Source organism: Pseudomonas sp. GW821-FHT07B01 (assembly GCF_059419065.1).
On sequence record NZ_JBWKRA010000010.1, the window covers coordinates 97,398 to 122,602 of the forward strand.

The window sequence follows — 25,205 nt, forward strand, 5'->3', positions numbered from 1 at the left end:
TTTTTGAGGGTCGCCTGACATGGAGCGTCTGATACGCTTTTTTGCCGCTTTGACCCGCTGGGGCCTGGGCCTGTGTGCGTTGTTGCTGGTATTGGCGGCGGTGTACGTGAGCCTGGGGCGCGAACTCACCCCGCTCGTGGCCGAATACCGCGCCGAAGTCGAGGCCAAGGCCCAGGCTGCGCTGGATACGCCGCTGCATATCGGCAGCCTTGAAGGCCGCTGGAGCGGGTTTGCCCCGGTATTGCTGGCCCACGACGTCATGGTCGGCGAGGGCAGCAGTGCCTTGCGCCTGGACCAGGTGCAAGTGGTGCCGGATATGTGGGCCAGCCTGTTGGCCCGCGAAGTGCGTATCGCCCATCTGCAAGTCAGTGGCTTGCAACTGAGTGTCAAGGAAGACCAGGACGGCCGCTGGACCCTGCAAGGCTTGCCGGTGCAGGACGACCAGCCGTTGGACCCGCAACAACTGCTGACGCGCATGCAAATGGTCAAGCGCGTGTCGGTGCTGGACAGCCAGGTGACTCTGCAACCCTTCGACCAGGCACCAGTGACCGTGACTTATGTGGGCCTGAGCCTGCATACCGGCATGAGCCAGCAGCGTCTGGATGCTCGCCTGACATTGCCCGATGGCCAACCGTTGGCGGTCAGCCTGCGTAGCCGCATTCGTGCCAGCCAGTGGCAAGACGCTGAGGTCGATGCCTACTTGAGCCTGCCGCAAAGCGACTGGGCCAAGTGGATTCCCGCCAGGCTGACCCAGCAATGGAAGCTGACGCAATTGAAGGCCGGCGGCGAGTTTTGGCTCAGTTGGGCCAAAGGCACGGTGCAAAGCGCGGCGGTACGCCTCAATTCGCCCCAAGTGAAGGGCAGCTACGCCGACCGTAAGCCGGTGCACCTTGAAAACCTGGCCCTGACCGCCTACCTGCAACGCAGTGACACTGGCCTCAAGGTGCTGTTTGATTCCCTGGCGATGAACATTGGCGAAACCCGCTGGGAATCGCGCCTGCAATTGCAGCAAAACCTGGCGACCGACAAAGAACAGGAGGTGTGGAAATTGCAGGCCGACCGTCTCGACCTGACCCCCATTACCCCACTGCTCAACGCCTTGGCGCCGCTGCCGGACGGTTTCGCCAAGGCCGTCGAACACCTCAAAGCCACTGGCCTGTTACGCAATGTGCTGGTGGACTTCCGACCGCAAGACACCACCGACCGAAAACTCAGTTTTGCCGCCAACCTGGAGCGTGTCGGCTTCGATGCCTACTTTGGCGCGCCGGCCGCACGCAATGTGTCCGGCAGCATCAGTGGCGACCTGGGCCAGGGCGAGTTGCGCATGGACAGCAAGGACTTTTCCTTGCATCTGTATCCGATCTTCGCCAAGCCGTGGCAGTACATCCAGGCCAATGCACGTCTGACCTGGAAGCTGGACAAGCAAGGCTTCACCCTGATCGCCCCATATATCAAGGTACTGGGCGAGGAAGGCAAGGTGGCGGCGGACTTCCTGATTCGCCTGCATTTCGACCACAGCCAGGAAGACTACATGGACCTGCGGGTCGGCATGGTCGATGGCGATGGCCGTTTCACCCCCAAGTACCTGCCCGCCGTGTTGAGCCCGGCGCTGGATGAGTGGTTGCGCACGGCGATCCTCAAAGGCGCGGTGGACGAAGGCTTCTTTCAGTACCAGGGTTCGCTCAGCCACAATGCACTGCCCGCGTCGCGCAATATCAGCCTGTTCTTCAAGGTGCATGATGCCGAACTGGCCTTCCAGCCGGGCTGGCCTCATGTGAACAAGGTCAATGGCGAAGTGTTCGTCGAGGAGAGCGGGGTACGCATTCTGGCGAGCAAGGGCCAATTGCTCGACACCCAGGTCAAGGATGTCTACGTCAATATCCCCCACGCCCCAGCGGGCGGGGACAGTCATCTGCTGCTTACGGGCGGGTTCTTTGGCGGTTTGGGCGACGGCCTGAAGATCCTTCAAGAAGCCCCTATCGGCACGGCGTCTACGTTCGCCGGCTGGAAAGGCGAGGGCGACCTGCAAGGTAGCCTGGACCTGGACGTACCGCTGGCCAAAGGCGCCGAGCCCAAGATCGTGGTGGACTTCAAGACCGACAAGGCGCGTCTGCAATTGGCCGAGCCGCCGCTGGACCTGACCCAGCTCAAGGGTGATTTTCGCTTCGACAGCGCCAAGGGCCTGAGCGGGCAGAAGATCTCGGCCCAGGCGTTCGACCGCCCCATCACGGCGCAGATCTTTGCCGAAGGCAAACCGGGTAATATCAGCACGCGGGTGACTGCCAATGGCCAGGTCACCGTCAAGCGCCTTACGGACTGGTTGAAAATCAGCCAGCAGTTGCCGGTCTCCGGCGATATTCCGTACCAGTTGCAAGTGATCCTGGACGGCGCGGACAGCCAGTTGATGGTCAACTCCAACCTCAAGGGTGTCGCGGTGGACCTGCCGGCACCGTTCGGCATGCCGGCCAGCCAGGGACGTGACAGCACCTTCCGCATGACTTTGCAGGGCGCTGAACGCCGTTACTGGTTTGATTACGGCGAGTTGGCTAACTTCACCTTTGCTGCGCCGCCGGACAAGTTCAATGATGGCCGTGGCGAACTGTTCCTCGGCGACGGTGATGCCGTGTTGCCCGGTGCCAAGGGCCTGCGCATTCGTGGCGTGCTGTCGGAACTGGATATCGATCCCTGGAAGAAACTTGTGGATCGCTACGCGGGCAATGATCCAGGTGGCAACGCCAAGCAACTGCTCAGCGGTGCGGACTTCAAAGTGGGCAAGCTGACCGGGTTTGGTACCCAGTTTGACCAGGTCAGCTTGCAGCTCGATCGCAAACCAGCGGCCTGGGGCCTGCAACTCGATAGCCAGCAAGCCAAGGGCGCGGTGAACCTGCCGGACGCCAAAGGCGCGCCGATTGCGGTCAACCTCAAGTATGTGAAATTGCCTGCGCCAGACCCGACCGCGCAGGCGGACGAAAACGCGCCGGACCCGCTGGCCGATATCGACCCCAAGAGCATTCCGGCACTGGATATTGCCGTCGACCAGCTGTTCCAGGGCTCGGACCTGATCGGGGCCTGGTCGCTGAGAATCCGCCCCACCGCCAAGGGCCTGGCCTTCAATAACCTCGACCTTGGCCTCAAGGGCATGCTGCTCAAGGGCGCTGGGGGTTGGGAAGGTGCGCCAGGCGCCAGCAGCAGTTGGTACAAGGGCCGCCTCGATGGGCGCAACATTGCCGACGTGCTCAAGGGCTGGGGTTTTGCGCCTACGGTGACCAGCGAAGACTTTCATCTGGACGTGGATGGCCGCTGGCCGGGCTCGCCTGCTTGGGTCGGGCCCAAGCGGTTTTCCGGCAGCCTGGATGCCGCGTTCCGTAAAGGTCAGTTCGTCGAAGTGGAGGGCGGGGCCCAGGCATTGCGAGTGTTTGGCCTGCTTAACTTCAACTCCATTGGCCGGCGTTTGCGTTTGGACTTTTCCGACTTGTTCGGCAAGGGCTTGAGCTACGATAGGGTCAAAGGCTTGTTGGCCGCCAGTAATGGCGTGTTCGTGACCCGCGAGCCCATCACCATGACCGGGCCTTCCACCAATCTGGAGCTTAACGGCACCCTGGATCTGGTTGCCGATCGCGTCGACGCCAAATTGCTGGTCACCTTGCCTGTGACCAACAACCTGCCGATTGCGGCGCTGATTGTCGGTGCGCCGGCCATTGGTGGTGCGCTGTTTTTGATCGACAAGCTGATCGGTGACCGGGTTTCGCGCTTCGCCAGTGTGCAATACAAGGTGCAAGGCCCCTGGAAGGATCCAAAAATCACCTTCGACAAGCCATTTGAAAAGCCAAACTGAGAGCCTGTGGAGTAGCATGGCCCCATGCCCTGTATGGAGTGTCGGCCCATGTCCTTTGCGGTAATTCAAATGGTCAGCCAGAGTGACGTGCTGGCCAACCTCGCCCAGGCGCGTCGCCTGCTGGAGCAGGCGGCGGCCGATGGCGCGAAACTCGCGGTGCTGCCAGAGAATTTCGCCGCCATGGGGCGCCGCGATGTGGCCGACATTGGCCGCGCCGAGGCGTTGGGGCAAGGCCCTGTGCTGCCCTGGTTGAAACAGGCCGCCCGCGACCTCACCTTATGGATAGTGGCCGGCACCTTGCCGCTGCCACCCAAGGACCAGCCCCACGCCAAACCCAATGCTTGCTCGCTGCTGATCAACGATCAGGGTGAAATCGTCGCTCGCTACGACAAACTCCACCTGTTTGATGTGGACGTAGCGGATGCTCGCGGTCGTTATCGCGAATCTGACGACTATGCTTTCGGTAACCAGGTGGTGGTGGCGGATACGCCGGTGGGCCGTGTGGGGTTAACGGTGTGTTACGACCTGCGTTTCCCCGAGCTGTACAGCGAGTTACGTGCGGCGGGGGCTGAACTGATTACCGCGCCCTCGGCCTTCACGGCGGTGACCGGGGCTGCGCATTGGGATGTGCTGATTCGCGCACGTGCCATCGAAACCCAGTGCTACCTGCTGGCAGCTGCCCAGGGCGGTGTGCACCCCGGCCCACGGGAAACCTTTGGCCACGCGGCGATTGTCGACCCTTGGGGCCGAGTGCTGGCGCAACAGGATCAAGGCGAGGCGGTGTTATTGGCCGAACGCGATAGCAGTGAACAGGCGTCGATACGGGCGCGCATGCCGGTGGCCAATCACCGGCGCTTTTTCTCGCAGGGCGCGCAGCGGCCTGCTTCAGAACGATGAATTTAAGGCCAAACCTATGAGCGAGTTGTTGTCCTCAGTCAGTGATCACCTCCTGGCACCCGGTGGCGTGACCATCGAAAGCCTGCAAACCGTGCTCGGCGATCTGGCCGGGCCGGGTATCGATGCGGCTGACCTGTATTTCCAGGGGCAGATTTCCGAGTCCTGGGCGCTGGAAGATGGGATCGTCAAGGAAGGCAGTTTCAACCTTGACCAGGGCGTAGGCGTTCGCGCGCAATCGGGTGAGAAAACCGGCTTTGCCTACAGCAATGCGATAACCCTGGAGGCCCTGGGCCTGGCGGCGCGTGCCGCCCGTTCGATTTCCCGTGCCGGGCAGAATGGCACGGTGCAGGCGTTCAGTACCCAGGACGTGGCGCAGTTGTATGCGCCGGATAACCCCTTGGAAGTGATCAGCCGTGCGGAAAAGGTCGAGCTGCTCAAGCGTATCGACGCTGCTACCCGTGCCTTGGACCCGCGTATCCAGCAAGTGACCGTGAGCATGGCTGGCGTGTGGGAGCGCATCCTCGTGGCGTCCACCGACGGTGGGCTGGCGGCGGACGTACGGCCGCTGGTGCGTTTCAATGTGAGTGTGATCGTCGAACAGAACGGGCGCCGCGAGCGCGGTGGGCATGGCGGCGGCGGGCGCACCGACTACCGTTATTTCCTCACTGACGACCGTGCCATGGGCTATGCCCGTGAGGCGCTGCGCCAGGCATTGGTCAACCTGGAAGCGATTCCGGCACCCGCCGGCACCTTGCCGGTGGTGCTGGGCTCGGGTTGGTCTGGCGTGTTGCTCCACGAAGCCGTGGGCCATGGCCTGGAAGGCGATTTCAACCGCAAGGGCAGTTCCGCCTACAGTGGGCGCATGGGCGAAATGGTTGCGTCCAAGCTGTGCACCATTGTCGATGACGGCACCCTGGCCGGCCGCCGTGGTTCGCTAAGTGTCGATGACGAAGGCACGCCGACCGAGTGCACCACCCTGATCGAGAACGGCGTGCTCAAGGGCTACATGCAAGACAAGCTCAACGCGCGCCTGATGGGCGTGGCGCGCACCGGTAATGGTCGTCGTGAATCCTATGCGCATCTACCAATGCCGCGCATGACCAACACCTACATGCTCGGTGGCCAAAGCGATCCGGCAGAAATCATTGCCTCGGTAAAACGCGGTATCTACTGCGCCAACCTCGGCGGCGGCCAGGTGGACATCACCAGCGGCAAGTTCGTGTTCTCCACCAGCGAGGCGTACCTGATCGAAGACGGCAAGATTACCGCGCCGGTCAAAGGGGCGACGCTGATTGGTAACGGCCCGGAAGCCATGAGCAAGGTGTCGATGGTCGGTAACGACCTGTCGCTGGACAGCGGGGTGGGCACGTGCGGCAAGGATGGGCAGTCGGTGCCGGTAGGTGTCGGCCAGCCAACCTTGAAAATTGATGCGATCACCGTGGGTGGTACGGGATCGTAGGAACGCAAGCTTCGGGTGGCGAAGACCGCCACCCGGAGAAGAGGATCAGCGCAGGCCGCGTTGAGTCTCGTCCAGCTCACGGATGTATTTGAAGATTTTACGGCTGGTGGCCGGCGCCTTGTTATGCGCCAGCTCGTGCTGGGCCTGACGGATCAGGGAGCGCAATTGCTGGCGGTCCGCGTCCGGGTAGTCCAGTACGAATTTCTCCAGCACCGCGTCATCGCCCGAGATCAGGCGGTCACGCCAACGTTCCAGGTTGTGGAAGCGTTCGTTGTACTGGCGAGTGGAGGCATCGGTTTGATCGAGCAAAGTCAGAATGGCGTCAATGTCTTGGTCGCGCATCAGTTTGCCGATAAACGAGATGTGCCGTTTACGCGCAATATTCGCGGTGTGCTTGGGCGCATCGGCCAGGGCCCGACGCATTTCGTCGGTCAGTGGCAGTTTGGCAACCAAATCTTTTTTGAGCGTTGTAAGGCGCTCGCCAAGGTCAACCAGAGCATGCAGCTCACGTTTGACCTGGGTTTTGCTTTTCTCCCCATCGAGGGAGTCGTCGTAAGAATCAACCATGGTGGCAGTCCGCAAAGAAACGCCGCCATGATAACCAGTCGGGGGCCGCTTGTCCGGCCCGGTCGCTCGATGGCCATTACCGAAAGCAGAATTTGAGTGGAGAAAACCATGAGTGCAGCCCAAAGCGTCGGTCCACAAGCGTTACCGGCCCTGCAGGAACAAGTCGAGCAGATCCTTGCCGAAGCCAAGCGCCAGGGGGCCAGCGCCTGTGAAGTGGCGGTGTCGCTGGAGCAAGGGTTGTCGACTTCGGTGCGCCAGCGGGAAGTGGAAACGGTTGAATTCAATCGCGACCAAGGGTTTGGCATTACCTTGTATGCGGGCCAGCGCAAAGGCTCGGCCAGCACTTCCGCCAGTGGCCCTGAGGCGATTCGCGAGACCGTCGCCGCAGCACTGGCGATTGCCAAGCACACGTCCGAGGATGAAAGCTCGGGCCTGGCCGACAAGGCGCTGATGGCCAAGGATGTGCAGGATTTCGACCTGTTCCATGCCTGGGATATCAGCCCTGAACAAGCTATCGAGCTGGCATTGACCTGCGAAGCGGCAGCCTTCGATGCCGATGCCCGCATCAAGAATGCGGACGGCACCACCTTGAGTACCCATCAGGGTTGCCGCGTCTACGGCAACAGCCATGGCTTTATCGGTGGCTATGCGTCCACGCGTCACAGCCTCAGTTGCGTGATGATCGCCGAAGCCAACGGGCAGATGCAGCGTGATTACTGGTATGACGTAAACCGCCAAGGCGATTTACTGGCAGACCCTGCAAGCATTGGCCTGCGTGCGGCGCAACGGGCTGCGAGCCGCCTGGGCGCGCGCCCGGTGCCGACCTGCGAAGTGCCTGTGCTGTTTTCCGCAGAGCTGGCCGGTGGTTTATTCGGCAGCTTCCTCGGCGCGATTTCCGGTGGCAACCTGTATCGCAAGTCTTCGTTCTTGGAAGGCGCCATCGGCCAGAAGCTGTTCCCTGAGTGGCTGACCATCGACGAGCGCCCGCATCTGATGCGCGCGATGGGCAGTTCGTCGTTCGACGGCGATGGCCTGGCGACCTATGCCAAGCCGTTTGTCGAGCAAGGTGAGCTGGTGTCCTATGTGCTGGGCACTTATGCCGGTCGCAAGCTGGGCCTGCCAAGCACCGCTAACGCAGGCGGCGTGCATAACCTGTTCGTGACCCACGGTGATGAAGACCAGGCGGCGTTGTTGCGGCGGATGGGGCGTGGGTTGCTGGTGACTGAATTGATGGGCCATGGCCTGAACATGGTCACCGGTGACTACTCGCGGGGTGCGGCGGGCTTCTGGGTGGAGAATGGCGAGATTCAGTTCGCCGTCCAGGAAGTGACCATCGCGGGCAATATGCGCGATATGTTCAAGCAGATCGTTGCCGTGGGTAACGACCTTGAACTGCGCAGCAATATCCGCACGGGTTCGGTGCTTATTGAACGCATGACGGTCGCTGGCAGCTAATCCCTCCCGCACGTTCTGAAAGGCGCGCCATCGCAAAGATGGCGCGCCTTTTTTATTGCGCCTCTTTTGACAGGATTAATGGGCTACTCTTGTTTTGATTCTCAATATCATTTAATAATAAATATCATTACCGAATGAGTGTGTCTCATGAGTTCTGTCTTGCATGAGGATCCCTATCTGGAAAGCTGGCGTTGGATGAGCCGCCAGATTCGCTGTGGCCTGGATCCCAATGAACCCCGCCTGATTGAGCATTACCTGAACGAAGGTCGATACCTGGCGTGTTGCACCGCAACCCATCCGTGGACCATCGCTGAAACCTCATTTCGTTTGTTGATCGACACCGCCGCTGATGTCGCCTTGCCCTGGCATTGGCGCTCCCTGTGCCTGGACCAGGCCTGGCGACCACTGCGCGACCTGGAAAAACTCTCCCACTGTGCCTGCCGCCTCAAGCGCTGGCAGACCTTTGCCTGGCAATTGGCGAGCTGCGAATTACTGCCTTCGATTTCCGTTTCTGACTTGGTGCAAGGATCTAATGATGAGTAACACCCGTATCGAACGCGACAGCATGGGCGAACTGCATGTGCCGCAAGAAGCTTTGTATGGCGCACAAACACAGCGTGCGGTGAACAACTTTCCGATCAGTCATCAACCCATGCCGGCGCAATTCATCCGCGCGCTGATCCTGGCCAAGACAGCCGCGGCCAAGGTCAACGTCGACCTCAAGCAAATCAGCGAAGGGCAGGGCAAGGCTATTGTCGATGCTGCCCAAGGCTTGCTGGAAGGCGACTACATGCAGCACTTCCCCGTGGATATCTTCCAGACCGGCTCCGGCACCAGCTCCAACATGAACGCCAATGAAGTGATCGCGACCCTTGCCAGCCGTTTGCTGGGCGAGGCGGTCAACCCCAACGATCATGTGAATTGCGGCCAGAGCAGCAACGACATCATCCCCACCACCATTCACGTCAGTGCTGCGTTGGTGCTGCACGAGCAAACGTTGCCGGCCCTGCTGCATCTGGTGCAGGTCATCGAGCAAAAAGCCGAGGCGGTTCACCCGTTCATCAAGACCGGCCGCACGCATTTGATGGACGCCATGCCGGTGCGCATGAGTCAGGTGCTGAACGGCTGGGCGCAGCAGCTCAAGGCCAATATCGGCCACTTGCAGGACCTGCTTCCGGCGCTGCAAGCATTGGCTCAGGGCGGCACGGCGGTCGGTACCGGGATCAATGCGCACTCCGAGTTTGCCGGGCGTTTCAGCCAGCAACTGAGCCTGTTGACCGGAGTGAAGTTCACACCCGGCAAGAACCTGTTTGCGCTGATTGGCTCCCAGGACACCGCCGTTGCAGTCTCTGGCCAGTTGAAAGCCTCGGCGGTGTCGCTGATGAAGATCGCCAATGACCTGCGCTGGATGAACTCCGGGCCATTGGCCGGCCTGGGTGAAATCGAACTGGAGGCGCTGCAGCCGGGCTCGTCGATCATGCCGGGCAAGGTCAACCCGGTCATCCCGGAAGCGACCGCCATGGTGGCCGCCCAGGTCATCGGCAATGACACAGTGATCACGGTGGCCGGCCAATCGGGCAATTTCGAGCTGAATGTGATGCTGCCGATCATCGCCCAAAACCTGCTCAGCAGCCTGGAGTTGCTGGCCAATGCCAGCCGGTTGCTGGCGGACAAGGCCATTGCCAGCTTCAAGGTCAACGAACCCAAGCTCAAGGAAGCGCTGTCGCGCAATCCGATCCTGGTCACCGCACTTAACCCGATCATCGGCTACCAGAAAGCCGCTGAAATCGCCAAGAGGGCGTATCAGCAAGGCCGCCCGGTGATCGATGTCGCCCTCGAACACACCGACCTGTCTCGCAGCCAACTGGAAGTCCTGCTGGACCCGGAAAAGCTCACCGCCGGCGGCGTGTAATCAACGACCCTGCTTTGGAGGCTCACCATGGAGCACTGGAAACGCACGATCGAACGGGCCAATCGCTGCTTTATGGCGGGTGAGCTGGTTGACGCTCGCGAGGCCTATCTGCAAGCCCTGGCCCTGGCCCAAGTGTTGTTCGAACGCTGGGCGGATGCTGACGAAGCAGTGGCGGCTTGCGTCATTTCCCATCACAACCTGGCGGACCTGCACTTGCGCCTGAACCAGCCTGAGGAAAGCGCCGAATACCTCTGCGCTATCCATCAGCGCCTCTTACAGACCATGCAGAACCCGCGGCTCAGCCCGTCACTGCGCGAGGCCGCGCTGCGCCAAAGCAGCAAGACCTACGTCGAGCTGCTGAATTTCATCAGCGATCACGGCGAATACCCACGCACTCATCGGCTGCTGGGCAGTGCTGCGACGCCAACGTCCACGTCCCACTATGGAGCACATTGATATGACTTATACCTTGCCGGCCTTGCCTTACGCCTACGACGCCCTCGAGCCGCATATCGACGCGCAAACCATGGAAATTCACTACACCAAGCACCACCAGACCTACATCAATAACCTCAATGCTGCGGTCGAGGGTACTGAGTTCGCCGGCTGGCCGGTGGAGAAGCTGGTGTCCAGCGTCCAAACATTGCCGGAGAAATTACGCGCTGCTGTGGTCAACCAAGGAGGCGGGCATGCGAACCACTCGTTGTTCTGGGCAGTCATGTCACCGACAGGGGGCGGCAAACCCGAGGGCGCGCTGGGCAGGGCTATCGACGAGCAATTGGGTGGTTTCGACAGCTTCAAGGAGGCGTTCACCAAGGCGGCCTTGACGCGATTCGGCAGCGGTTGGGCCTGGCTGAGCGTTACGCCACAAAAAACGCTGGTGGTGGAAAGCAGCGGCAACCAGGACAGCCCGCTGATGAGCGGCAATACGCCGGTGCTGGGCCTGGACGTCTGGGAGCACGCTTACTACCTGCAATATCAAAACCGACGACCGGAGTACATCAATGCATTCTATAGCGTCATCAACTGGCCGGAGGTTGCCGCGCGCTATCAGGCCGCTTTGGCCTGACATTCACTCCATAACAAGATCTAAGGCCGACTATGGGCACTCAAACACTGGCGATCGGTAGCGTGCGAATGTTTCGTTATGCGTTTGGCACGCTGCTGCTGTTGGCAGGTACTGCGTTATTGGTGGCCCATGGGCTGGCCTGGTTGAACCTGGAACCGCGCATACTGCGTGCTTTGCAGGGTGGGGCGATCTGCGCGCTTGGCACGGCGCTGGGCGCGGTGCCGGTGTTGGTGATTCGGCGCATGCCGATGGCGCTTAGCGACACCCTGCTGGGCTTTGGTGCCGGTGTGATGCTGGCGGCGACTGCGTTTTCTCTGGTGGTGCCGGGTATCGCCGCCGCCGAAAGCCTGGGACTTTCACCTTGGGGCGCCAGTGGCTTGATCAGCTTCGGCATCATGCTCGGGGCGTTCGGCCTGTACCTCGTAGACCGCAAGGTTTCTGGCGCCAGCCCGGAAATGCTGGTGGGTACACCGGATAAACCGGTTATCCCGCCGCGTATTTGGTTGTTCGTGTTTGCCATCATTGCGCACAACATTCCGGAAGGCATGGCTGTGGGGGTTTCTGCGGGCGGAGGCATGGCGGATGCCGACAGCCTCGCCATGGGCATTGCCCTGCAGGATGTGCCTGAAGGGCTGGTGATTGCGCTGGTATTGGCTGGGGCGGGAATGTCGCGGATCAAAGCCTTTTTGATTGGCGCTGCATCAGGCTTGGTTGAGCCGGTATTTGCGGTGCTCTGTGCATGGCTGGTGAGCCTTGCCGAAGTGTTGTTGCCGCTGGGTTTGGCGTTGGCCGCCGGGGCAATGTTGCTGGTCGTGACTCATGAAGTCATCCCCGAGTCACGCCGCAATGGCCATGAAAATCTCGCCAGCCTTGGGCTGTGCCTCGGGTTTTGCCTGATGATGGTGATGGATACGGCGTTAGGCTGAGGGTGGTTCCCTGTGGGAGCGAGCTTGCTCGAAAAAAAAACTGAGAGCACTGCGTTAACCAGGATGCCCGCGTTATCGTTGACGTTTTTCGCGAGCAAGCTCCTACAGTAGGGTTATTCGCCTTCGTCGAAGTAGTTGTTGATCAACGCGACCAGTGCGGCCATTGCTTCGTCTTCTTGCTCGCCTTCGGTGCGCAGATGGATTTTGGTGCCTTTGCCGGCCGCCAACATCATCATCGCCATGATGCTTTTGCCATCGACCATGGACTCTGGCGTACGCCCAGCACGGATCTGGCAGGGGAACTGGCCGGCCACGCCGACGAATTTAGCCGACGCCCGGGCGTGCAAGCCCAGCTTGTTGATGATTTCAATTTCCAGAGCAGGCATCGCGCAGGTGTTCCTTTCAACTCAGGTCGCGGTGGCGAACCTGGACGTTCTTGAGGGTTTGTTGCAGCACCTGGCCCAGCCGTTCAGTCAAATAGACCGAGCGGTGGTGGCCGCCGGTGCAGCCAATGGCAATGGTGACATAGGCTCGATTGCTGGCGGCAAAGCGCGGCAACCATTTGAGCAGGTAGCTGGAGATGTCCTGGAACATCTCTTCCACATCCGGTTGTGCGGCCAGGTAGTCGATCACAGGCTGATCCAGCCCGGACTGATCGCGCAACTCCGGTTTCCAGTAAGGGTTGGGCAGGCAGCGCACATCGAACACAAGGTCGGCATCTACCGGCATGCCGCGCTTGAAGCCAAATGACTCGACCAGAAACGCCGTCCCCGGCTCAGGCTGGTTCAGCAGGCGCAGCTTGATCGCGTCGCGCAACTGATACAGGTTCAGATTGGTGGTGTTGATCTTCAGGTCGGCCAGGTCAATGATCGGCCCGAGCAGCTTGGTCTCGTCCTCGATGGCTTCGGCCAGGGAGCGGTTGGCGCTGCTGAGGGGGTGGCGTCGACGGGTTTCGGAGAACCGCTTGAGCAAGGTCTCTTCGTCGGCATCCAGGTACAGCACATCGCAATGAATGTGCTTGGCACGCACTTCTTCCAACAGTTCCGGGAACCGCGAGAGGTGGCTAGGCAGGTTGCGCGCATCAATCGAGACCGCTACCAGCGGCTGCGCCAATTCGGTATGGATCAGTGCGCGTTCCGCCAGCTCTGGCAGCAGGCCGGCGGGCAGGTTGTCGATGCAATAGAAGCCGTTGTCCTCAAGCACATTGAGGGCGGTGCTCTTACCCGACCCGGAGCGACCGCTGACGATGATCAAACGCATGATTACTGCCCGTTTTGTTCATCCAGGACAACTTGGTACAACGCTTCATTGCTGGAGGCGCTGCGCAGTTTGTCGCGTACATCCTTGCGGTCCAGCATGCTGGCGATCTGCCGTAGCAGTTCCAGGTGCGCATCGGTGGCGGCTTCCGGGACCAGCAGCACAAACAGCAGGTCGACCGGGGCGCCGTCGATGGCGTCGAAATCAATCGGAGCGTCCAGGTGCATCAGCGCGCTCACAGGTTTATCACAACCTTTGAGGCGGCAGTGAGGGATCGCGATGCCGTTGCCAAAACCGGTGGAGCCGAGTTTTTCACGGGCAATCAGAGCTTCGAAGACATCTTGCATCTCCAGATCCGGAATTTCCCGGGCGATCAGGTTGGCAATTTGTTCGAGGGCGCGCTTTTTACTGCCGCCCGGCACGTTCACGAGGGAACGGCCGGGGGTCAGGATGTTTTCAAGTCGGATCATGGGGGGAGAGTTAACGACCTGTACCTTGCATCAGGTGCAGATTCTTTTCCTTATGCTTTATGAGTTGGCGGTCGAGCTTGTCGTAGAGCGAGTCAATTGCCGCATACATGTCTTCATGTTCTGCATTGGCAACGAGCTTGGCATTCGGTACGTGCAGGGTGGCCTCGATTTTCTGCTTGAGCTTATCGACCTCCATGATGACCTGCACGTTGGTGATCTTGTCAAAATGCCCCGCAAGCTTGTTCAGTTTGCTCTCGGTGTATTCACGCAGGGGCTTGGTGACTTCCAGCTGGTGTCCACTGATGTTGACTTGCATACAGCTTCTCCTTCGTTGCCAGTGCATAAAGCGGTGGGCAGGAATACCCACCACTGGAACGCTGTGGCCCGCCCGTCACATCAAACGCTTACGCTCGCTGGAAGGCGCGATCCCTAGGGACTCGCGGTACTTGGCGACGGTTCGACGGGCGACCTGAATGCCTTGTGCCTCCAGTAAACCAGCGATCTTGCTGTCACTCAACGGCTTTTTCTGATTTTCAGCGGCAACCAGTTTTTTGATGATCGCGCGGATCGCCGTGGACGAGCATTCACCGCCTTCAGAGGTGCTGACGTGGCTGGAGAAAAAGTATTTCAGCTCATAAATACCCCGTGGGGTATGCATGAATTTCTGCGTGGTAACTCGGGAAATCGTCGATTCATGCATGCCGACGGCTTCGGCGATGTCGTGCAGCACCAGAGGCTTCATGGCCTCGTCGCCGTACTCCAGGAAACCGCGCTGGTGTTCGACGATCTGGGTTGCGACTTTCATCAGGGTTTCGTTGCGGCTTTGCAGGCTCTTGATGAACCACCGCGCTTCCTGCAACTGGTTGCGCATGAAGGTGTTATCGGCGCTGGTGTCGGCGCGGCGCACAAAACCTGCGTATTGCGGGTTGACCCGCAGGCGCGGTACCGACTCCTGATTCAGCTCCACCAGCCAACGTTCGTTGTCCTTGCGCACAATGACGTCGGGCACCACATATTCGGCTTCGCTGGATTCGATCTGCGAGCCTGGGCGCGGGTTGAGGCTTTGCACCAGCTCGATGACCTGGCGCAAGTCATCTTCCTTGAGCTTCATACGGCGCATCAGTTGGCTGTAGTCGCGACTGCCCAACAGGTCGATGTAGTCGCTGACCAGGCGTTGCGCTTCGGTGAGCCATGGGGTCTTGGCCGGCAATTGGCGCAGTTGCAGCAACAGGCACTCGCTGAGTGTGCGGGCACCAATGCCGGCGGGCTCGAACTGCTGGATGCGGTGCAGGACGGCTTCGATTTCGTCCAGTTCGATATCCAGTTCCGGGTCGAAGGCCTCGAGGATCTCGTCGAGGGTTTCGTCCAGGTAACCCTGGTTATTGATGCAATCGATCAGGGTGACCGCGATCAGGCGATCGGTATCGGACATCGGCGCCAGGTTCAGTTGCCACAGCAAGTGGCTCTGCAGGCTCTCGCCCGCCGACGTGCGGGTGGTGAAGTCCCACTCGTCATCATCGCTGCTTGGCAGGCTGCTGGCGCTGGTCTGGTAGACGTCTTCCCAGGCGGTGTCCACGGGAAGCTCGTTGGGAATGCGTTCGTTCCAGTCGCCTTCCTCCAGGTTGTCCACCGTCGGGGCGGTTTCCTGATAGGAGGGTTCCTGCACGTCGGGATTGGGTTTTTGCTCGATGTTGTCGGCCAGCGGGTCTGCATTATCGAAGTCGTCGCCTTCTTCCTGGCGTTCGAGCATCGGATTGGACTCCAGGGCCTCCTGGATTTCCTGTTGCAGGTCCAGGGTCGACAATTGGAGCAGGCGGATGGCCTGTTGCAGCTGCGGTGTCATCGTCAGCTGCTGGCCCATTCTCAGGACTAGCGATGGTTTCATGGCAGGGGCTTAACACCTTATTCGCCGGCGCAATGCGCCATCCACGACAGGGCGCGTGAGCGCCAAACATAAGCAAATTATATGCCTGATCTCGGGGCCTTTGCCTAGAGCGCGGTAACAATAAAAAAACCGAGGTTTCCATTGACTCCCGCACGCTCCAGGTAAGAGCGCGATACCCCTGTGTTTACAGGCGGAACTCGTGACCCAGGTACACTTCCTTCACCAGCTCGTTGGCCAGGATGGTTTCGGCATCGCCTTCGGCAATCAGCTGACCATCGTTGACGATATACGCGGTTTCGCAGATATCGAGGGTTTCGCGCACGTTGTGATCGGTGATCAGCACGCCAATGCCCTTGGCCTTGAGGTGATGGATGATCTGCTTGATGTCGCCCACTGAAATCGGGTCGACACCGGCAAAGGGTTCATCCAGCAGGATGAATTTCGGCGCGGTCGCCAGGGCGCGGGCGATTTCCACGCGACGACGTTCACCACCGGACAAGCTCATGCCGAGGTTGTCGCGAATATGGTTGATGTGGAATTCCTGCAGCAGGCTTTCCAGCTCCTGGCGGCGACCATCGCGATCGAGTTCCTTGCGGGTCTCGAGGATCGCCATGATGTTGTCGGCTACCGACAGTTTACGGAAGATCGACGCCTCCTGCGGAAGATAGCCGATACCTGCCCGTGCACGACCGTGCATGGGTTGGTGGCTGACGTCCAGGTCGTCGATCAATACGCGACCCTGGTCCGCCTGGACCAGCCCGACGATCATATAGAAGCAGGTGGTTTTGCCGGCACCGTTAGGGCCGAGCAGGCCGACGATCTGGCCGCTGTCGATCGACAGGCTGACGTCGCGTACCACCTGGCGGCTTTTATAGGCCTTGGCCAGATGCTGGGCTTTCAGGGTTGCCATTACTCGGCCTTCTTCTTCGGCTGGATAACCATGTCGATGCGTGGGCGGGGTGCGGTGACCTTGTTGCCGTTGGCGCGACCGGCGTTAGCGATCTGCTTCACGGTGTCATAGGTGATTTTTTCACCTTCCGTGGAGTTGCCGTCCGGGCTCAGCACCTTGGCCTGATCAATCAGTACGATGCGGTTCTGCTGGGCGTGATACTGGATAGTCTTGCCGTAGCCTTTCATGGGGCCTGTATCGGTAGCGGACTGCTTCTGCTCGAAATAAGCCAGGTTGCCGACCGAAGTCACCACATCGATATCGCCGGTCTTGGTACGAGTCAGGGTCACCGTGTTGCCGGTAATCTTCATCGAGCCTTGGGTGATGATCACGCCGCCGGTGTAGGTGGCGACACCTTGCTTGTCATCGAGCTGCGCATCGTCAGCCGAGATGTGGATCGGTTGCTGGCTATCGTTCGGCAGAGCCCAGGCGCTCACGCTTCCCAGTGCTGCGCCCAGACCGAGCAAAATAGGGAGAGTTTTAACGAGCCTCATACTGTCCTCTTACGTTCGATAGCAGGTGTATCCTGCTTTCTTTCAAATACGCTTTCATTCCCTTGCCAGTCGATACACCGCCAGCGCCGTCGATTCTAACGTCTTGCTCGGTCTGCGCATATTGCTTCTGTGGGAATACGGTCATGCGACTGCTGGTAATGATGGTGTCGCGGTTCTGCGCGTCTGTACGTGCGACGCGAACCGAGTCGATCAGTTCAACTTCGGTGCCGTCAGGGTTGACTTCGCCACGCTTGCTGGTCACGTGCCAGGGGAATTCGGTGCCGCGATACAGGTTCAGGTCCGGATTGGTCAGCAGGCTGACTTCGGAAGCCTTCAAGTGCTCGACCTTGTCCGATGTCATCTCATACTGCACCTTGCCGTCGGGCAGGTACTGAATGCTGTAGGCATTGGTGGCGTAATAGTCGATAAGGCCTTCGTCAACCTGCGCAACAGGCTTGTCGAGAAAGCGCTCCGGGCTGATATTCCAGTAGCCCACCGCCAGGAGCAGCGCGGCGATGACCCCGAATAACAGGAAGTTGCGAATCTTTTTGCTCAGCATATAACGCTCTATAGGTAGGCGGCGTGGGCCGCTTCAAGACTGCCCTGGGCACGCAGGATCAACTCGCAGAACTCGCGGGCGGCACCTTCGCCGCCACGGGCGGTGGTGATGCCATGGGCGTGTTCGCGGACAAACGCCGCGGCATTCGCGACGGCCATGCCCAGGCCCACCCGGCGAATCACCGGCAGGTCTGGCAGGTCGTCGCCCAGATAGGCGACCTGTTCATAGCTTAGGTTGAGTTGGCCAAGAAGCTCGTCCAGCACCACCAGTTTATCCTCGCGGCCCTGATACAGGTGAGGAATACCGAGGTTTTGTGCGCGGCGTTCCACAACCGGTGTTTTTCGACCGCTGATAATTGCGGTTTGCACGCCCGCTGCCATCAGCATTTTGATGCCTTGGCCGTCGAGGGTGTTGAAGGTCTTGAATTCGCTGCCGTCTTCGAGGAAGTACAGGCGGCCATCCGTCAGCACGCCGTCAACGTCGAAAATCGCCAGTTTGATGTTTTTACCGCGTTGCATCAGGTCGCTGGTCATTTACATCACTCCTGCGCGCAGCAAGTCGCCTAGGTTTAGGGCCCCGATCGGCCGATCATCGTGGTCGACCACGATCAGTGCACCTATCCGGTGGTCTTCCATGATTTTCAACGCTTCAGCCGCGAGCATTTCGGCGCGGGCGGTCTTGCCGTGAGGGGTCATCACGGCGTCGATGGTCGCGGTATGGATATCAATGGTGCGGTCGAGGGTGCGACGCAGGTCGCCGTCGGTGAATATCCCGGCCAGCCGGCCATCGGTTTCGACGATGGCGGTCATGCCCAAGCCCTTGCGGGTCATTTCCATCAGCGCATCCCGAAGCAGAGTGCCGCGTGGAACGCTCGGCAGCTCGGCGCCGCTATGCATGACATTTTCCACTTTCAGCAGCAGGCGACGGCCCAGTGCGCCACCCGGATGTGAAAATGCGAAGTCCTCGGCCGTAAACCCGCGGGCCTCCAGCAATGCCACCGCCAGGGCATCGCCCATTACCAGCGCGGCGGTGGTGGAGGAGGTGGGCGCCAGGTTCAGCGGGCAGGCCTCGTGGGCCACGTGCACGTTCAGGTTGACGTCGGCAGCCTTGGCCAACGTTGACTCAGGGTTGCCTGTGAGGCTGATCATCTGGATGCCCAGGCGCTTGATCAGCGGCAACAGGGTCACGATTTCGTTGGTGGTGCCGGAGTTGGACAGCGCCAAAATCACGTCATCCTTGGTGATCATGCCCATGTCGCCGTGGCTGGCTTCGGCCGGGTGCACGAAAAACGCAGTGGTCCCCGTGCTCGCCAAGGTCGCCGCGATCTTGTTGCCAATGTGGCCGGACTTGCCCATGCCGACCACCACAACGCGGCCCTTGCTGGCCAGAATCATCTCGCAGGCACGCACGAAATCCGCGTCGATATGCGCCAGCAAGCCCTCTACGGCTTCAAGCTCAAGGCGTATGGTGCGTTGTGCGGATTGAATAAGGTCGCTGGATTGGCTCATGTCTGAAATCGTATAGCCTGACGAAAAGTCGGCGATTATAGCGGTAATGATCGATTCCCTCACGCAAGTTCGTCAGGCTTTGTGCGCGGGATAACTGAAAACCACCGTGGGCAACATAGCAAGCAACGTTTTTTCCCTGTCTCAAATCTGAACCAGCGCTGTTCCGGCCTTGGGCGCTCTGTACCAGCAGTGATATAGTTCGCCGCCAGTTCGGTCCGCCCAACCCATGTGCTCAACTATTGCGCATCTGTTGAAAACCAAAGTCGCACACATGGTGTCTGAGTGAAAGGCTGCATCCCAAGGAGATTAGATGAGTGCCGATAACGCCTACGCGGTCGAGCTGAAGGGTCTTACCTTCAAGCGCGGTACGCGCAGCATCTTCAATAACGTCGATATTCGCATTCCTCGCGGCAAGGTCACGGGCATCATGGGGCCTTCCGGTTGCGGCAAGACCACCCTGTTGCGTCTGATGGGCATGCAATTGCGCCCCAGTGCCGGGGAAGTGTGGGTCAACGGCCAGAACCTGCCAACGCTGTCGCGTAGCGATCTGTTCGATGCGCGCAAGCATATGGGCGTGCTATTTCAGAGCGGCGCGCTGTTCACCGACCTCGATGTGTTCGAAAACGTAGCCTTCCCGCTGCGGGTGCACACCCAGCTGTCCGATGAGATGATTCGTGACATCGTGTTGTTGAAACTGCAGGCCGTAGGGCTTCGCGGCGCCATCGACCTGATGCCGGACGAGTTGTCCGGCGGCATGAAGCGCCGTGTCGCCTTGGCGCGGGCGATTGCCCTCGACCCACAGATCCTCATGTATGACGAGCCATTCGTAGGTCAGGACCCGATCGCCATGGGCGTGTTGGTGCGCCTGATCCGCCTGCTCAACGATGCATTGGGGATCACCAGTATCGTGGTGTCCCACGACCTGGCCGAAACCGCGAGCATCGCCGACTACCTGTATGTAGTGGGTGATGGTCAGGTGCTGGGGCAGGGTACGCCTGAAGAGTTGATGAACGCCGATAATCCGCGCATTCGCCAATTCATGACCGGCAACCCCGATGGCCCGGTGCCTTTTCACTTTCCGGCAGCGGACTACCGCTCAGATCTTCTGGGGAAGCGCTGATGCGCAAGACATCTCTTATCGAGAAGGTTCGCCTTTTCGGTCGTTCGGGCATCGACATCGTCGAAGTGCTGGGGCGTTCGACCATTTTCCTGTTTCACGCCTTGCTGGGGCGCGGCGGCATCGGCGGCGGCTTTGGCCTGCTGGTCAAGCAACTGCACTCGGTGGGGGTGATGTCCCTGGTGATCATCGTGGTCTCCGGCGTATTCATCGGCATGGTGCTGGCGCTGCAGGGTTTCAATATCCTGTCCAGCTACGGCTCGGAGCAGGCGGTAGGGCAGATGGTGGCCCTGACCCTGTTGCGTGAGCTTGGCCCGGTGGTTACCGCCTTGTTGTTCGCGGGGCGTGCAGGTTCGGCGCTGACCGCTGAAATCGGCAATATGAAATCCACTGAGCAGCTGTCCAGCCTGGAAATGATCGGCGTGGACCCGCTCAAGTACATTGTTGCCCCGCGCCTGTGGGCCGGCTTCATTTCCCTGCCACTGCTGGCAATGATCTTCAGCGTGGTGGGTATCTGGGGTGGTTCGTGGGTGGCGGTTGACTGGCTGGGGGTCTACGACGGCTCCTACTGGGCCAACATGCAAAACAGCGTGACCTTCACCGGTGACGTGCTCAACGGCATCATAAAGAGCATCGTCTTTGCCTTTGTGGTGACTTGGATTGCCGTATTCCAAGGCTATGACTGTGAGCCCACTTCAGAGGGGATCAGCCGTGCCACTACCAAGACCGTTGTATACGCCTCGCTGGCGGTACTGGGCCTTGACTTCATTTTGACCGCCTTGATGTTTGGAGATTTCTGATGCAAAACCGCACTGTGGAAATCGGTGTCGGCCTTTTCTTGCTGGCTGGCATCCTGGCTTTACTGTTGCTGGCCCTGCGAGTCAGCGGCCTTTCGGCCAGCCCTACCGCCGATACCTATAAACTTTACGCGTACTTCGACAATATCGCCGGTTTGACGGTCAGATCCAAAGTGACCATGGCCGGTGTCACCATCGGCAAGGTCACGGCAATCGATCTGGATCGCGACAGCTTTACCGGTCGGGTAACGATGCAACTGGACAAGAAGGTAGATAATCTGCCAACTGACTCCACGGCATCTATCCTCACTGCGGGTTTGCTGGGCGAGAAGTACATCGGGGTCAGCGTGGGTGGGGAAACAGCCCTGCTCAAGGATGGTTCGACCATCCACGACACACAGTCGTCGCTGGTGCTTGAAGACCTGATCGGGAAATTTTTGCTCAATACGGTCAATAAAGACGCCAAATGAGGAATCTGTTCATGATCTCTACCTTGCGACGTGGCCTGCTGGTACTGCTTGCAGCATTGCCGATGATGGCCAACGCGGCAGGTTCTGCCCACGATTTGGTGCAGGACACCACCAGCAAAATGCTGGCTGACCTCAAGGCTAATAAAGAACAGTACAAGCAAGACCCTTCCAAGTTCTACAACGCGCTCAACACGATCGTTGGCCCTGTGGTCGATGCTGAAGGCATCTCCAAAAGCATCATGACGGTCAAGTATTCGCGCAAGGCTACGCCTGCGCAGATGCAGACGTTTCAGGAAAACTTCAAGAAGGGTCTGTTCCAGTTCTACGGCAACGCTCTGTTGGAATACAACAACCAGGGCATTATCGTTGATGCGCCCAAGGACGAGTCGGGCGACCGTGCTGAAGTCGGGATGAAAGTCTCCGGCAGCAATGGCGCCGTGTACCCTGTGTCCTACACCCTGACGAAGATCAATGGTGAGTGGAAACTGCGTAACGTGATCATCAACGGTATCAACATCGGCAAGCTGTTCCGTGATCAGTTCGCCGACGCGATGCAGCGCAATGGCAACGATCTGGACAAGACCATCAACGGTTGGGCCGGTGAAGTGGCCAAGGCCAAGGAAGAAACCGATAAAGCTGCCGGGAAACCTGCGCAATGACCGAGTCGGCTGTTCGTATCGGCGACGCCGGCGAGCTGTTCCTCAGCGGCGTGCTGGATTACCGCACCGGGCCTGACCTGCGCAAGCAGGGCCAGGCGCTGATCAAGGCCAGCAAGGCGCCAGAGCTGGTGCTTGATTGCTCGGCGGTGACCAAGTCCAGCAGCGTCGGCCTGTCGTTGTTGCTGTGCTTCATGCGTGATGCCGAGGCGGCGAAAAAGCCGGTCAGCATCCGTGCGTTGCCGGAAGACATGCGCGAAATTGCCGAAGTTTCCGGTTTGACCGAGCTGCTGGCGCATCCCTGATACACATTATTAAAGAAGCCCCCCGTCAGAGTCCTGCTATGCGGGGTTCGCAGGCGCGGGGCTTTTTTGTATGATGTGCGACCCGTGCGCACTGGGCGCCGATAGAGGTTGAGCATGCAGGCCCTAGAAGTTAAGAGCTTCCTTGAAGGAAAGCTGCCTGAAACGACTGTAGAAGTCGAAGGCGAAGGCTGCAATTTCCAGCTGAACGTGATTAGCGATGAACTGGCGGCATTGAGCCCGGTCAAGCGTCAGCAGCAGATCTATGCCCATTTGAACCCATGGATCACCGATGGCAGCATCCATGCGGTCACTATGAAATTTTTCAGCCGCGCGGCCTGGGCCGAGCGCACCTGAGCCCCCAAGGCGTCGAGATTCTTATGGATAAATTGATTATTACCGGCGGTGCCCGCCTTGATGGCGAGATTCGCATTTCCGGTGCGAAAAACTCCGCCTTGCCGATCCTGGCAGCGACCCTGCTGTGCGATGGCCCGGTGACTGTGGCCAACCTGCCGCACCTGCACGACATCACCACCATGATCGAGTTGTTCGGTCGCATGGGCATTGAGCCGGTGATCGACGAGAAGCTGGCCGTCGAAATCGACCCACGCACCATCAAGACCCTGGTCGCTCCGTACGAACTGGTGAAAACCATGCGTGCGTCGATCCTGGTGCTGGGCCCTATGGTTGCTCGTTTCGGCGAAGCCGAAGTAGCCTTGCCTGGCGGTTGCGCCATTGGTTCGCGTCCGGTCGACCTGCACATCCGTGGCCTTGAGGCCATGGGCGCAGTCATCGACGTCGAAGGCGGCTACATCAAGGCCAAGGCGCCGGAAGGCGGCCTGCGCGGCGCGAACTTCTTCTTTGATACCGTCAGCGTCACCGGTACCGAGAACATCATGATGGCCGCTGCCCTGGCCAACGGTCGCAGCGTGTTGCAGAACGCCGCACGCGAGCCGGAAGTGGTCGACCTGGCCAACTTCCTCAACGCCATGGGCGCGAAGGTTTCCGGCGCTGGCACTGACACCATCACTATTGATGGTGTAGAGCGTCTGCACACCGCCACCTACAAAGTCATGCCTGACCGCATCGAGACCGGCACCTACCTGGTTGCCGCTGCCGTGACCGGTGGCCGTGTGAAGGTCAAGGACACCGATCCGACCATCCTGGAAGCCGTCCTGGAAAAACTCAAGGAAGCCGGCGCAGAGATCACCACCGGCGAAGACTGGATCGAGCTGAACATGCACGGCAAGCGGCCAAAAGCCGTCAACGTGCGTACTGCTCCGTACCCGGCGTTCCCGACCGACATGCAAGCGCAGTTCATCTCCTTGAACGCGATTGCCGAAGGCACCGGTGCCGTGATCGAGACCATCTTCGAAAACCGCTTCATGCACGTGTACGAACTGCACCGCATGGGCGCCAAGATCCAGGTCGAAGGCAACACCGCCATCGTCACCGGCATCGACAAGCTCAAGGGCGCGCCAGTCATGGCAACCGACCTGCGTGCCTCGGCCAGCCTGGTAATCTCGGCACTGTGCGCAGAAGGCGACACCCTGATCGACCGCATCTACCACATAGACCGTGGTTACGAGTGCATCGAAGAGAAACTGCAGATGCTCGGCGCGAAGATTCGCCGCGTACCGGGCTAGTCCCTGTTTGTGGCGAGGGAGCTTGCTCCCGCTGGACTGCGTAGCAGTCCCGCTCTTCGAGGGCCGCTTCGCGTCCCAGCGGGAGCAAGCTCCCTCGCCACAGTTTGTTGTTGACTGGTTTGTTTCAAATCGAGGCTGTCATGGCCTCGATCTGTGTCTGGCGCCGTTTGCGACCGGACAGCAATAGCCTGATGAAGGACTGACATTTCCCATGTTGACCATCGCACTGTCCAAGGGCCGCATCCTTGACGACACGTTGCCGCTTCTGGCTGAAGCGGGCATCGTGCCGACCGAGAATCCGGACAAGAGCCGCAAGCTGATCATCCCCACGACCCAGGACGACGTGCGCCTGCTGATCGTGCGGGCTACCGACGTGCCGACCTACGTTGAACATGGTGCCGCCGACCTGGGTGTTGCCGGCAAGGACGTGCTGATGGAATACGGCGGCCAGGGCCTGTACGAGCCCCTGGACCTGCGCATCGCACTGTGCAAACTGATGACCGCCGGACGCGTCGGTGATGTCGAACCCAAGGGCCGCCTGCGGGTCGCCACCAAGTTCGTCAACGTTGCCAAGCGCTATTACGCCGAACAAGGCCGTCAGGTCGATATCATCAAGCTCTACGGCTCCATGGAGCTGGCACCGCTGATCGGCCTGGCGGACAAGATCATCGACGTGGTCGACACCGGCAACACCCTGCGCGCCAACGGTTTGGAGCCCCAGGATTTTATCGCTGACATCAGCTCCCGCCTGATCGTCAACAAAGCATCGATGAAGATGCAGCACGCCCGTATCCAGGCGTTGATCGACACCCTGCGCAAGGCAGTGGAGTCTCGACACCGCGGTTGACTCACCCGCGTAGCTGAAGAGCTACGCCCGTCTATCCGCCTCATAGCCAGAATTCTCAGGTGCCCAAGCGGAAACGACTGCTAGTTTAGGGCGCCTGAGTTTTTGCCAATTCTATTGAGGCCCTCGCT

28 protein-coding genes are annotated in these 25,205 nt (G+C 59.7%); 17 read left to right on the plus strand and 11 right to left on the minus strand.

Going from position 1 to position 25,205, the window contains the following annotated elements; translation table 11 throughout:
• Positions 1-19 precede the first annotated feature (19 nt).
• Genes AC07S6_RS13405 through tldD form a run of 3 tightly spaced genes read left to right on the plus strand, consistent with a single transcriptional unit; the run spans position 20 to position 6,191 of the window.
• Positions 20-3,835 (plus strand): YhdP family protein, encoded by a 3,816-nt coding sequence (locus AC07S6_RS13405; RefSeq protein ID WP_495112473.1) that lies wholly within the window; start codon positions 20-22, stop codon positions 3,833-3,835.
• A gap of 48 nt (positions 3,836-3,883) precedes the next feature.
• Entirely contained in the window at positions 3,884-4,732 is an 849-nt protein-coding gene (locus AC07S6_RS13410) for a carbon-nitrogen hydrolase family protein (RefSeq protein ID WP_014716924.1), read from the plus strand.
• Positions 4,733-4,748: 16 nt separating this feature from the next.
• Positions 4,749-6,191 carry a metalloprotease TldD gene (gene tldD / locus AC07S6_RS13415; RefSeq protein ID WP_197865228.1) on the plus strand — a complete coding sequence of 481 codons (1,443 nt, stop codon included), beginning with the start codon at positions 4,749-4,751 and terminating at the stop codon, positions 6,189-6,191.
• A 45-nt stretch (positions 6,192-6,236) separates the two neighbouring features.
• Here tldD and yjgA read toward each other — a convergent pair whose 3' ends face one another.
• Entirely contained in the window at positions 6,237-6,758 is a 522-nt protein-coding gene (gene yjgA / locus AC07S6_RS13420) for a ribosome biogenesis factor YjgA (RefSeq protein WP_003188568.1), read from the minus strand.
• A gap of 108 nt (positions 6,759-6,866) precedes the next feature.
• Here yjgA and pmbA point away from each other — a divergent pair, with 108 nt between their 5' ends.
• The 6 genes from pmbA to AC07S6_RS13450 all read left to right on the plus strand — a co-directional run bounded on the left by pmbA (position 6,867) and on the right by AC07S6_RS13450 (position 12,120).
• A complete protein-coding gene (gene pmbA, locus AC07S6_RS13425; protein ID WP_137270416.1) occupies positions 6,867-8,213 on the plus strand; it encodes a metalloprotease PmbA in 1,347 nt (448 codons plus the stop codon).
• Between the two features lie 147 nt (positions 8,214-8,360).
• Positions 8,361-8,756 (plus strand): hypothetical protein, encoded by a 396-nt coding sequence (locus tag AC07S6_RS13430; protein ID WP_003188570.1) that lies wholly within the window; start codon positions 8,361-8,363, stop codon positions 8,754-8,756.
• Positions 8,749-10,125: a class II fumarate hydratase gene (locus AC07S6_RS13435; RefSeq protein WP_495112474.1), complete on the plus strand. Its 1,377-nt coding sequence runs from the start codon at positions 8,749-8,751 to the stop codon at positions 10,123-10,125. The genes AC07S6_RS13430 and AC07S6_RS13435 overlap by 8 nt, the downstream gene beginning before the upstream one ends.
• 27 nt (positions 10,126-10,152) lie before the next feature.
• Positions 10,153-10,581 carry a DUF2753 family protein gene (locus AC07S6_RS13440; RefSeq protein WP_014716928.1) on the plus strand — a complete coding sequence of 143 codons (429 nt, stop codon included), beginning with the start codon at positions 10,153-10,155 and terminating at the stop codon, positions 10,579-10,581.
• A gap of 1 nt (position 10,582) precedes the next feature.
• Positions 10,583-11,194 carry a superoxide dismutase gene (locus tag AC07S6_RS13445; protein WP_490614986.1) on the plus strand — a complete coding sequence of 204 codons (612 nt, stop codon included), beginning with the start codon at positions 10,583-10,585 and terminating at the stop codon, positions 11,192-11,194.
• 32 nt (positions 11,195-11,226) lie between these two features.
• A complete protein-coding gene (locus AC07S6_RS13450; RefSeq protein ID WP_014716930.1) occupies positions 11,227-12,120 on the plus strand; it encodes a ZIP family metal transporter in 894 nt (297 codons plus the stop codon).
• 113 nt (positions 12,121-12,233) lie between these two features.
• On the opposite strand, the gene AC07S6_RS13455 is transcribed toward AC07S6_RS13450, so the two are convergent.
• The 10 genes from AC07S6_RS13455 to AC07S6_RS13500 all read right to left on the minus strand — a co-directional run bounded on the left by AC07S6_RS13455 (position 12,234) and on the right by AC07S6_RS13500 (position 19,242).
• On the minus strand, positions 12,234-12,506 hold the full coding sequence (locus AC07S6_RS13455; protein ID WP_014716931.1) for an HPr family phosphocarrier protein: 273 nt from the start codon (positions 12,504-12,506) through the stop codon (positions 12,234-12,236).
• A gap of 16 nt (positions 12,507-12,522) precedes the next feature.
• A complete protein-coding gene (gene rapZ / locus AC07S6_RS13460; protein ID WP_019816957.1) occupies positions 12,523-13,380 on the minus strand; it encodes an RNase adapter RapZ in 858 nt (285 codons plus the stop codon).
• Between the two features lie 2 nt (positions 13,381-13,382).
• Positions 13,383-13,847: a PTS IIA-like nitrogen regulatory protein PtsN gene (gene ptsN / locus AC07S6_RS13465; protein ID WP_034126311.1), complete on the minus strand. Its 465-nt coding sequence runs from the start codon at positions 13,845-13,847 to the stop codon at positions 13,383-13,385.
• A gap of 10 nt (positions 13,848-13,857) precedes the next feature.
• Complete coding sequence (gene hpf, locus AC07S6_RS13470) at positions 13,858-14,163, minus strand: ribosome hibernation-promoting factor, HPF/YfiA family (protein ID WP_003171804.1); 306 nt, start codon at positions 14,161-14,163, stop codon at positions 13,858-13,860.
• A 75-nt stretch (positions 14,164-14,238) separates the two neighbouring features.
• A complete protein-coding gene (locus tag AC07S6_RS13475) occupies positions 14,239-15,732 on the minus strand; it encodes an RNA polymerase factor sigma-54 (protein WP_490614985.1) in 1,494 nt (497 codons plus the stop codon).
• Between the two features lie 184 nt (positions 15,733-15,916).
• A complete protein-coding gene (gene lptB, locus AC07S6_RS13480; RefSeq protein ID WP_003188582.1) occupies positions 15,917-16,642 on the minus strand; it encodes an LPS export ABC transporter ATP-binding protein in 726 nt (241 codons plus the stop codon).
• Positions 16,642-17,175, minus strand: coding sequence for a lipopolysaccharide transport periplasmic protein LptA (lptA, locus tag AC07S6_RS13485; protein ID WP_032893554.1), 534 nt, complete (start codon positions 17,173-17,175; stop codon positions 16,642-16,644). The genes lptB and lptA overlap by 1 nt, the downstream gene beginning before the upstream one ends.
• Complete coding sequence (gene lptC / locus AC07S6_RS13490) at positions 17,162-17,734, minus strand: LPS export ABC transporter periplasmic protein LptC (protein WP_014716937.1); 573 nt, start codon at positions 17,732-17,734, stop codon at positions 17,162-17,164. The genes lptA and lptC overlap by 14 nt, the downstream gene beginning before the upstream one ends.
• A gap of 8 nt (positions 17,735-17,742) precedes the next feature.
• Positions 17,743-18,267, minus strand: a complete 525-nt coding sequence (locus tag AC07S6_RS13495) for a KdsC family phosphatase (RefSeq protein ID WP_003188588.1) — start codon at positions 18,265-18,267, stop codon at positions 17,743-17,745.
• Complete coding sequence (locus AC07S6_RS13500) at positions 18,268-19,242, minus strand: KpsF/GutQ family sugar-phosphate isomerase (RefSeq protein ID WP_032893550.1); 975 nt, start codon at positions 19,240-19,242, stop codon at positions 18,268-18,270.
• Positions 19,243-19,552: 310 nt separating this feature from the next.
• Here AC07S6_RS13500 and AC07S6_RS13505 point away from each other — a divergent pair, with 310 nt between their 5' ends.
• From AC07S6_RS13505 to hisG, 8 genes are all read left to right on the plus strand, one after another.
• Positions 19,553-20,362, plus strand: a complete 810-nt coding sequence (locus tag AC07S6_RS13505) for an ATP-binding cassette domain-containing protein (protein ID WP_003188590.1) — start codon at positions 19,553-19,555, stop codon at positions 20,360-20,362.
• Positions 20,362-21,159 carry a lipid asymmetry maintenance ABC transporter permease subunit MlaE gene (gene mlaE, locus AC07S6_RS13510; protein ID WP_003188592.1) on the plus strand — a complete coding sequence of 266 codons (798 nt, stop codon included), beginning with the start codon at positions 20,362-20,364 and terminating at the stop codon, positions 21,157-21,159. The genes AC07S6_RS13505 and mlaE overlap by 1 nt, the downstream gene beginning before the upstream one ends.
• Positions 21,159-21,626 carry an outer membrane lipid asymmetry maintenance protein MlaD gene (gene mlaD, locus AC07S6_RS13515; protein WP_003188593.1) on the plus strand — a complete coding sequence of 156 codons (468 nt, stop codon included), beginning with the start codon at positions 21,159-21,161 and terminating at the stop codon, positions 21,624-21,626. The genes mlaE and mlaD overlap by 1 nt, the downstream gene beginning before the upstream one ends.
• Positions 21,627-21,637: 11 nt before the next feature.
• Positions 21,638-22,285, plus strand: a complete 648-nt coding sequence (locus AC07S6_RS13520; protein ID WP_014716940.1) for an MlaC/ttg2D family ABC transporter substrate-binding protein — start codon at positions 21,638-21,640, stop codon at positions 22,283-22,285.
• The gene (locus tag AC07S6_RS13525; RefSeq protein ID WP_003188596.1) at positions 22,282-22,587 is read left to right on the plus strand and encodes an STAS domain-containing protein; all 306 of its coding nucleotides are present in this window, start codon (positions 22,282-22,284) and stop codon (positions 22,585-22,587) included. The genes AC07S6_RS13520 and AC07S6_RS13525 overlap by 4 nt, the downstream gene beginning before the upstream one ends.
• 114 nt (positions 22,588-22,701) lie before the next feature.
• Positions 22,702-22,941, plus strand: a complete 240-nt coding sequence (locus AC07S6_RS13530; protein WP_003188597.1) for a BolA family protein — start codon at positions 22,702-22,704, stop codon at positions 22,939-22,941.
• Between the two features lie 23 nt (positions 22,942-22,964).
• Positions 22,965-24,230, plus strand: coding sequence for a UDP-N-acetylglucosamine 1-carboxyvinyltransferase (murA, locus tag AC07S6_RS13535; protein WP_034126315.1), 1,266 nt, complete (start codon positions 22,965-22,967; stop codon positions 24,228-24,230).
• 211 nt (positions 24,231-24,441) lie between these two features.
• On the plus strand, positions 24,442-25,077 hold the full coding sequence (hisG, locus tag AC07S6_RS13540) for an ATP phosphoribosyltransferase (protein WP_003188599.1): 636 nt from the start codon (positions 24,442-24,444) through the stop codon (positions 25,075-25,077).
• The last annotated feature ends 128 nt before the right edge of the window (positions 25,078-25,205 follow it).

Bases quoted from the DNA above. Each gene is read 5' to 3' on its own strand.
- AC07S6_RS13405 (WP_495112473.1), top strand. From the start codon at position 20: ATGGAGCGTCTGATACGCTTTTTTGCCGCTTTGACCCGCTGGGGCCTG.
- AC07S6_RS13410 (WP_014716924.1), top strand. From the start codon at position 3,884: ATGTCCTTTGCGGTAATTCAAATGGTCAGCCAGAGTGACGTGCTGGCC.
- tldD (WP_197865228.1), top strand. From the start codon at position 4,749: ATGAGCGAGTTGTTGTCCTCAGTCAGTGATCACCTCCTGGCACCCGGT.
- yjgA (WP_003188568.1), bottom strand. From the start codon at position 6,758: ATGGTTGATTCTTACGACGACTCCCTCGATGGGGAGAAAAGCAAAACC.
- pmbA (WP_137270416.1), top strand. From the start codon at position 6,867: ATGAGTGCAGCCCAAAGCGTCGGTCCACAAGCGTTACCGGCCCTGCAG.
- AC07S6_RS13430 (WP_003188570.1), top strand. From the start codon at position 8,361: ATGAGTTCTGTCTTGCATGAGGATCCCTATCTGGAAAGCTGGCGTTGG.
- AC07S6_RS13435 (WP_495112474.1), top strand. From the start codon at position 8,749: ATGAGTAACACCCGTATCGAACGCGACAGCATGGGCGAACTGCATGTG.
- AC07S6_RS13440 (WP_014716928.1), top strand. From the start codon at position 10,153: ATGGAGCACTGGAAACGCACGATCGAACGGGCCAATCGCTGCTTTATG.
- AC07S6_RS13445 (WP_490614986.1), top strand. From the start codon at position 10,583: ATGACTTATACCTTGCCGGCCTTGCCTTACGCCTACGACGCCCTCGAG.
- AC07S6_RS13450 (WP_014716930.1), top strand. From the start codon at position 11,227: ATGGGCACTCAAACACTGGCGATCGGTAGCGTGCGAATGTTTCGTTAT.
- AC07S6_RS13455 (WP_014716931.1), bottom strand. From the start codon at position 12,506: ATGCCTGCTCTGGAAATTGAAATCATCAACAAGCTGGGCTTGCACGCC.
- rapZ (WP_019816957.1), bottom strand. From the start codon at position 13,380: ATGCGTTTGATCATCGTCAGCGGTCGCTCCGGGTCGGGTAAGAGCACC.
- ptsN (WP_034126311.1), bottom strand. From the start codon at position 13,847: ATGATCCGACTTGAAAACATCCTGACCCCCGGCCGTTCCCTCGTGAAC.
- hpf (WP_003171804.1), bottom strand. From the start codon at position 14,163: ATGCAAGTCAACATCAGTGGACACCAGCTGGAAGTCACCAAGCCCCTG.
- AC07S6_RS13475 (WP_490614985.1), bottom strand. From the start codon at position 15,732: ATGAAACCATCGCTAGTCCTGAGAATGGGCCAGCAGCTGACGATGACA.
- lptB (WP_003188582.1), bottom strand. From the start codon at position 16,642: ATGGCAACCCTGAAAGCCCAGCATCTGGCCAAGGCCTATAAAAGCCGC.
- lptA (WP_032893554.1), bottom strand. From the start codon at position 17,175: ATGAGGCTCGTTAAAACTCTCCCTATTTTGCTCGGTCTGGGCGCAGCA.
- lptC (WP_014716937.1), bottom strand. From the start codon at position 17,734: ATGCTGAGCAAAAAGATTCGCAACTTCCTGTTATTCGGGGTCATCGCC.
- AC07S6_RS13495 (WP_003188588.1), bottom strand. From the start codon at position 18,267: ATGACCAGCGACCTGATGCAACGCGGTAAAAACATCAAACTGGCGATT.
- AC07S6_RS13500 (WP_032893550.1), bottom strand. From the start codon at position 19,242: ATGAGCCAATCCAGCGACCTTATTCAATCCGCACAACGCACCATACGC.
- AC07S6_RS13505 (WP_003188590.1), top strand. From the start codon at position 19,553: ATGAGTGCCGATAACGCCTACGCGGTCGAGCTGAAGGGTCTTACCTTC.
- mlaE (WP_003188592.1), top strand. From the start codon at position 20,362: ATGCGCAAGACATCTCTTATCGAGAAGGTTCGCCTTTTCGGTCGTTCG.
- mlaD (WP_003188593.1), top strand. From the start codon at position 21,159: ATGCAAAACCGCACTGTGGAAATCGGTGTCGGCCTTTTCTTGCTGGCT.
- AC07S6_RS13520 (WP_014716940.1), top strand. From the start codon at position 21,638: ATGATCTCTACCTTGCGACGTGGCCTGCTGGTACTGCTTGCAGCATTG.
- AC07S6_RS13525 (WP_003188596.1), top strand. From the start codon at position 22,282: ATGACCGAGTCGGCTGTTCGTATCGGCGACGCCGGCGAGCTGTTCCTC.
- AC07S6_RS13530 (WP_003188597.1), top strand. From the start codon at position 22,702: ATGCAGGCCCTAGAAGTTAAGAGCTTCCTTGAAGGAAAGCTGCCTGAA.
- murA (WP_034126315.1), top strand. From the start codon at position 22,965: ATGGATAAATTGATTATTACCGGCGGTGCCCGCCTTGATGGCGAGATT.
- hisG (WP_003188599.1), top strand. From the start codon at position 24,442: ATGTTGACCATCGCACTGTCCAAGGGCCGCATCCTTGACGACACGTTG.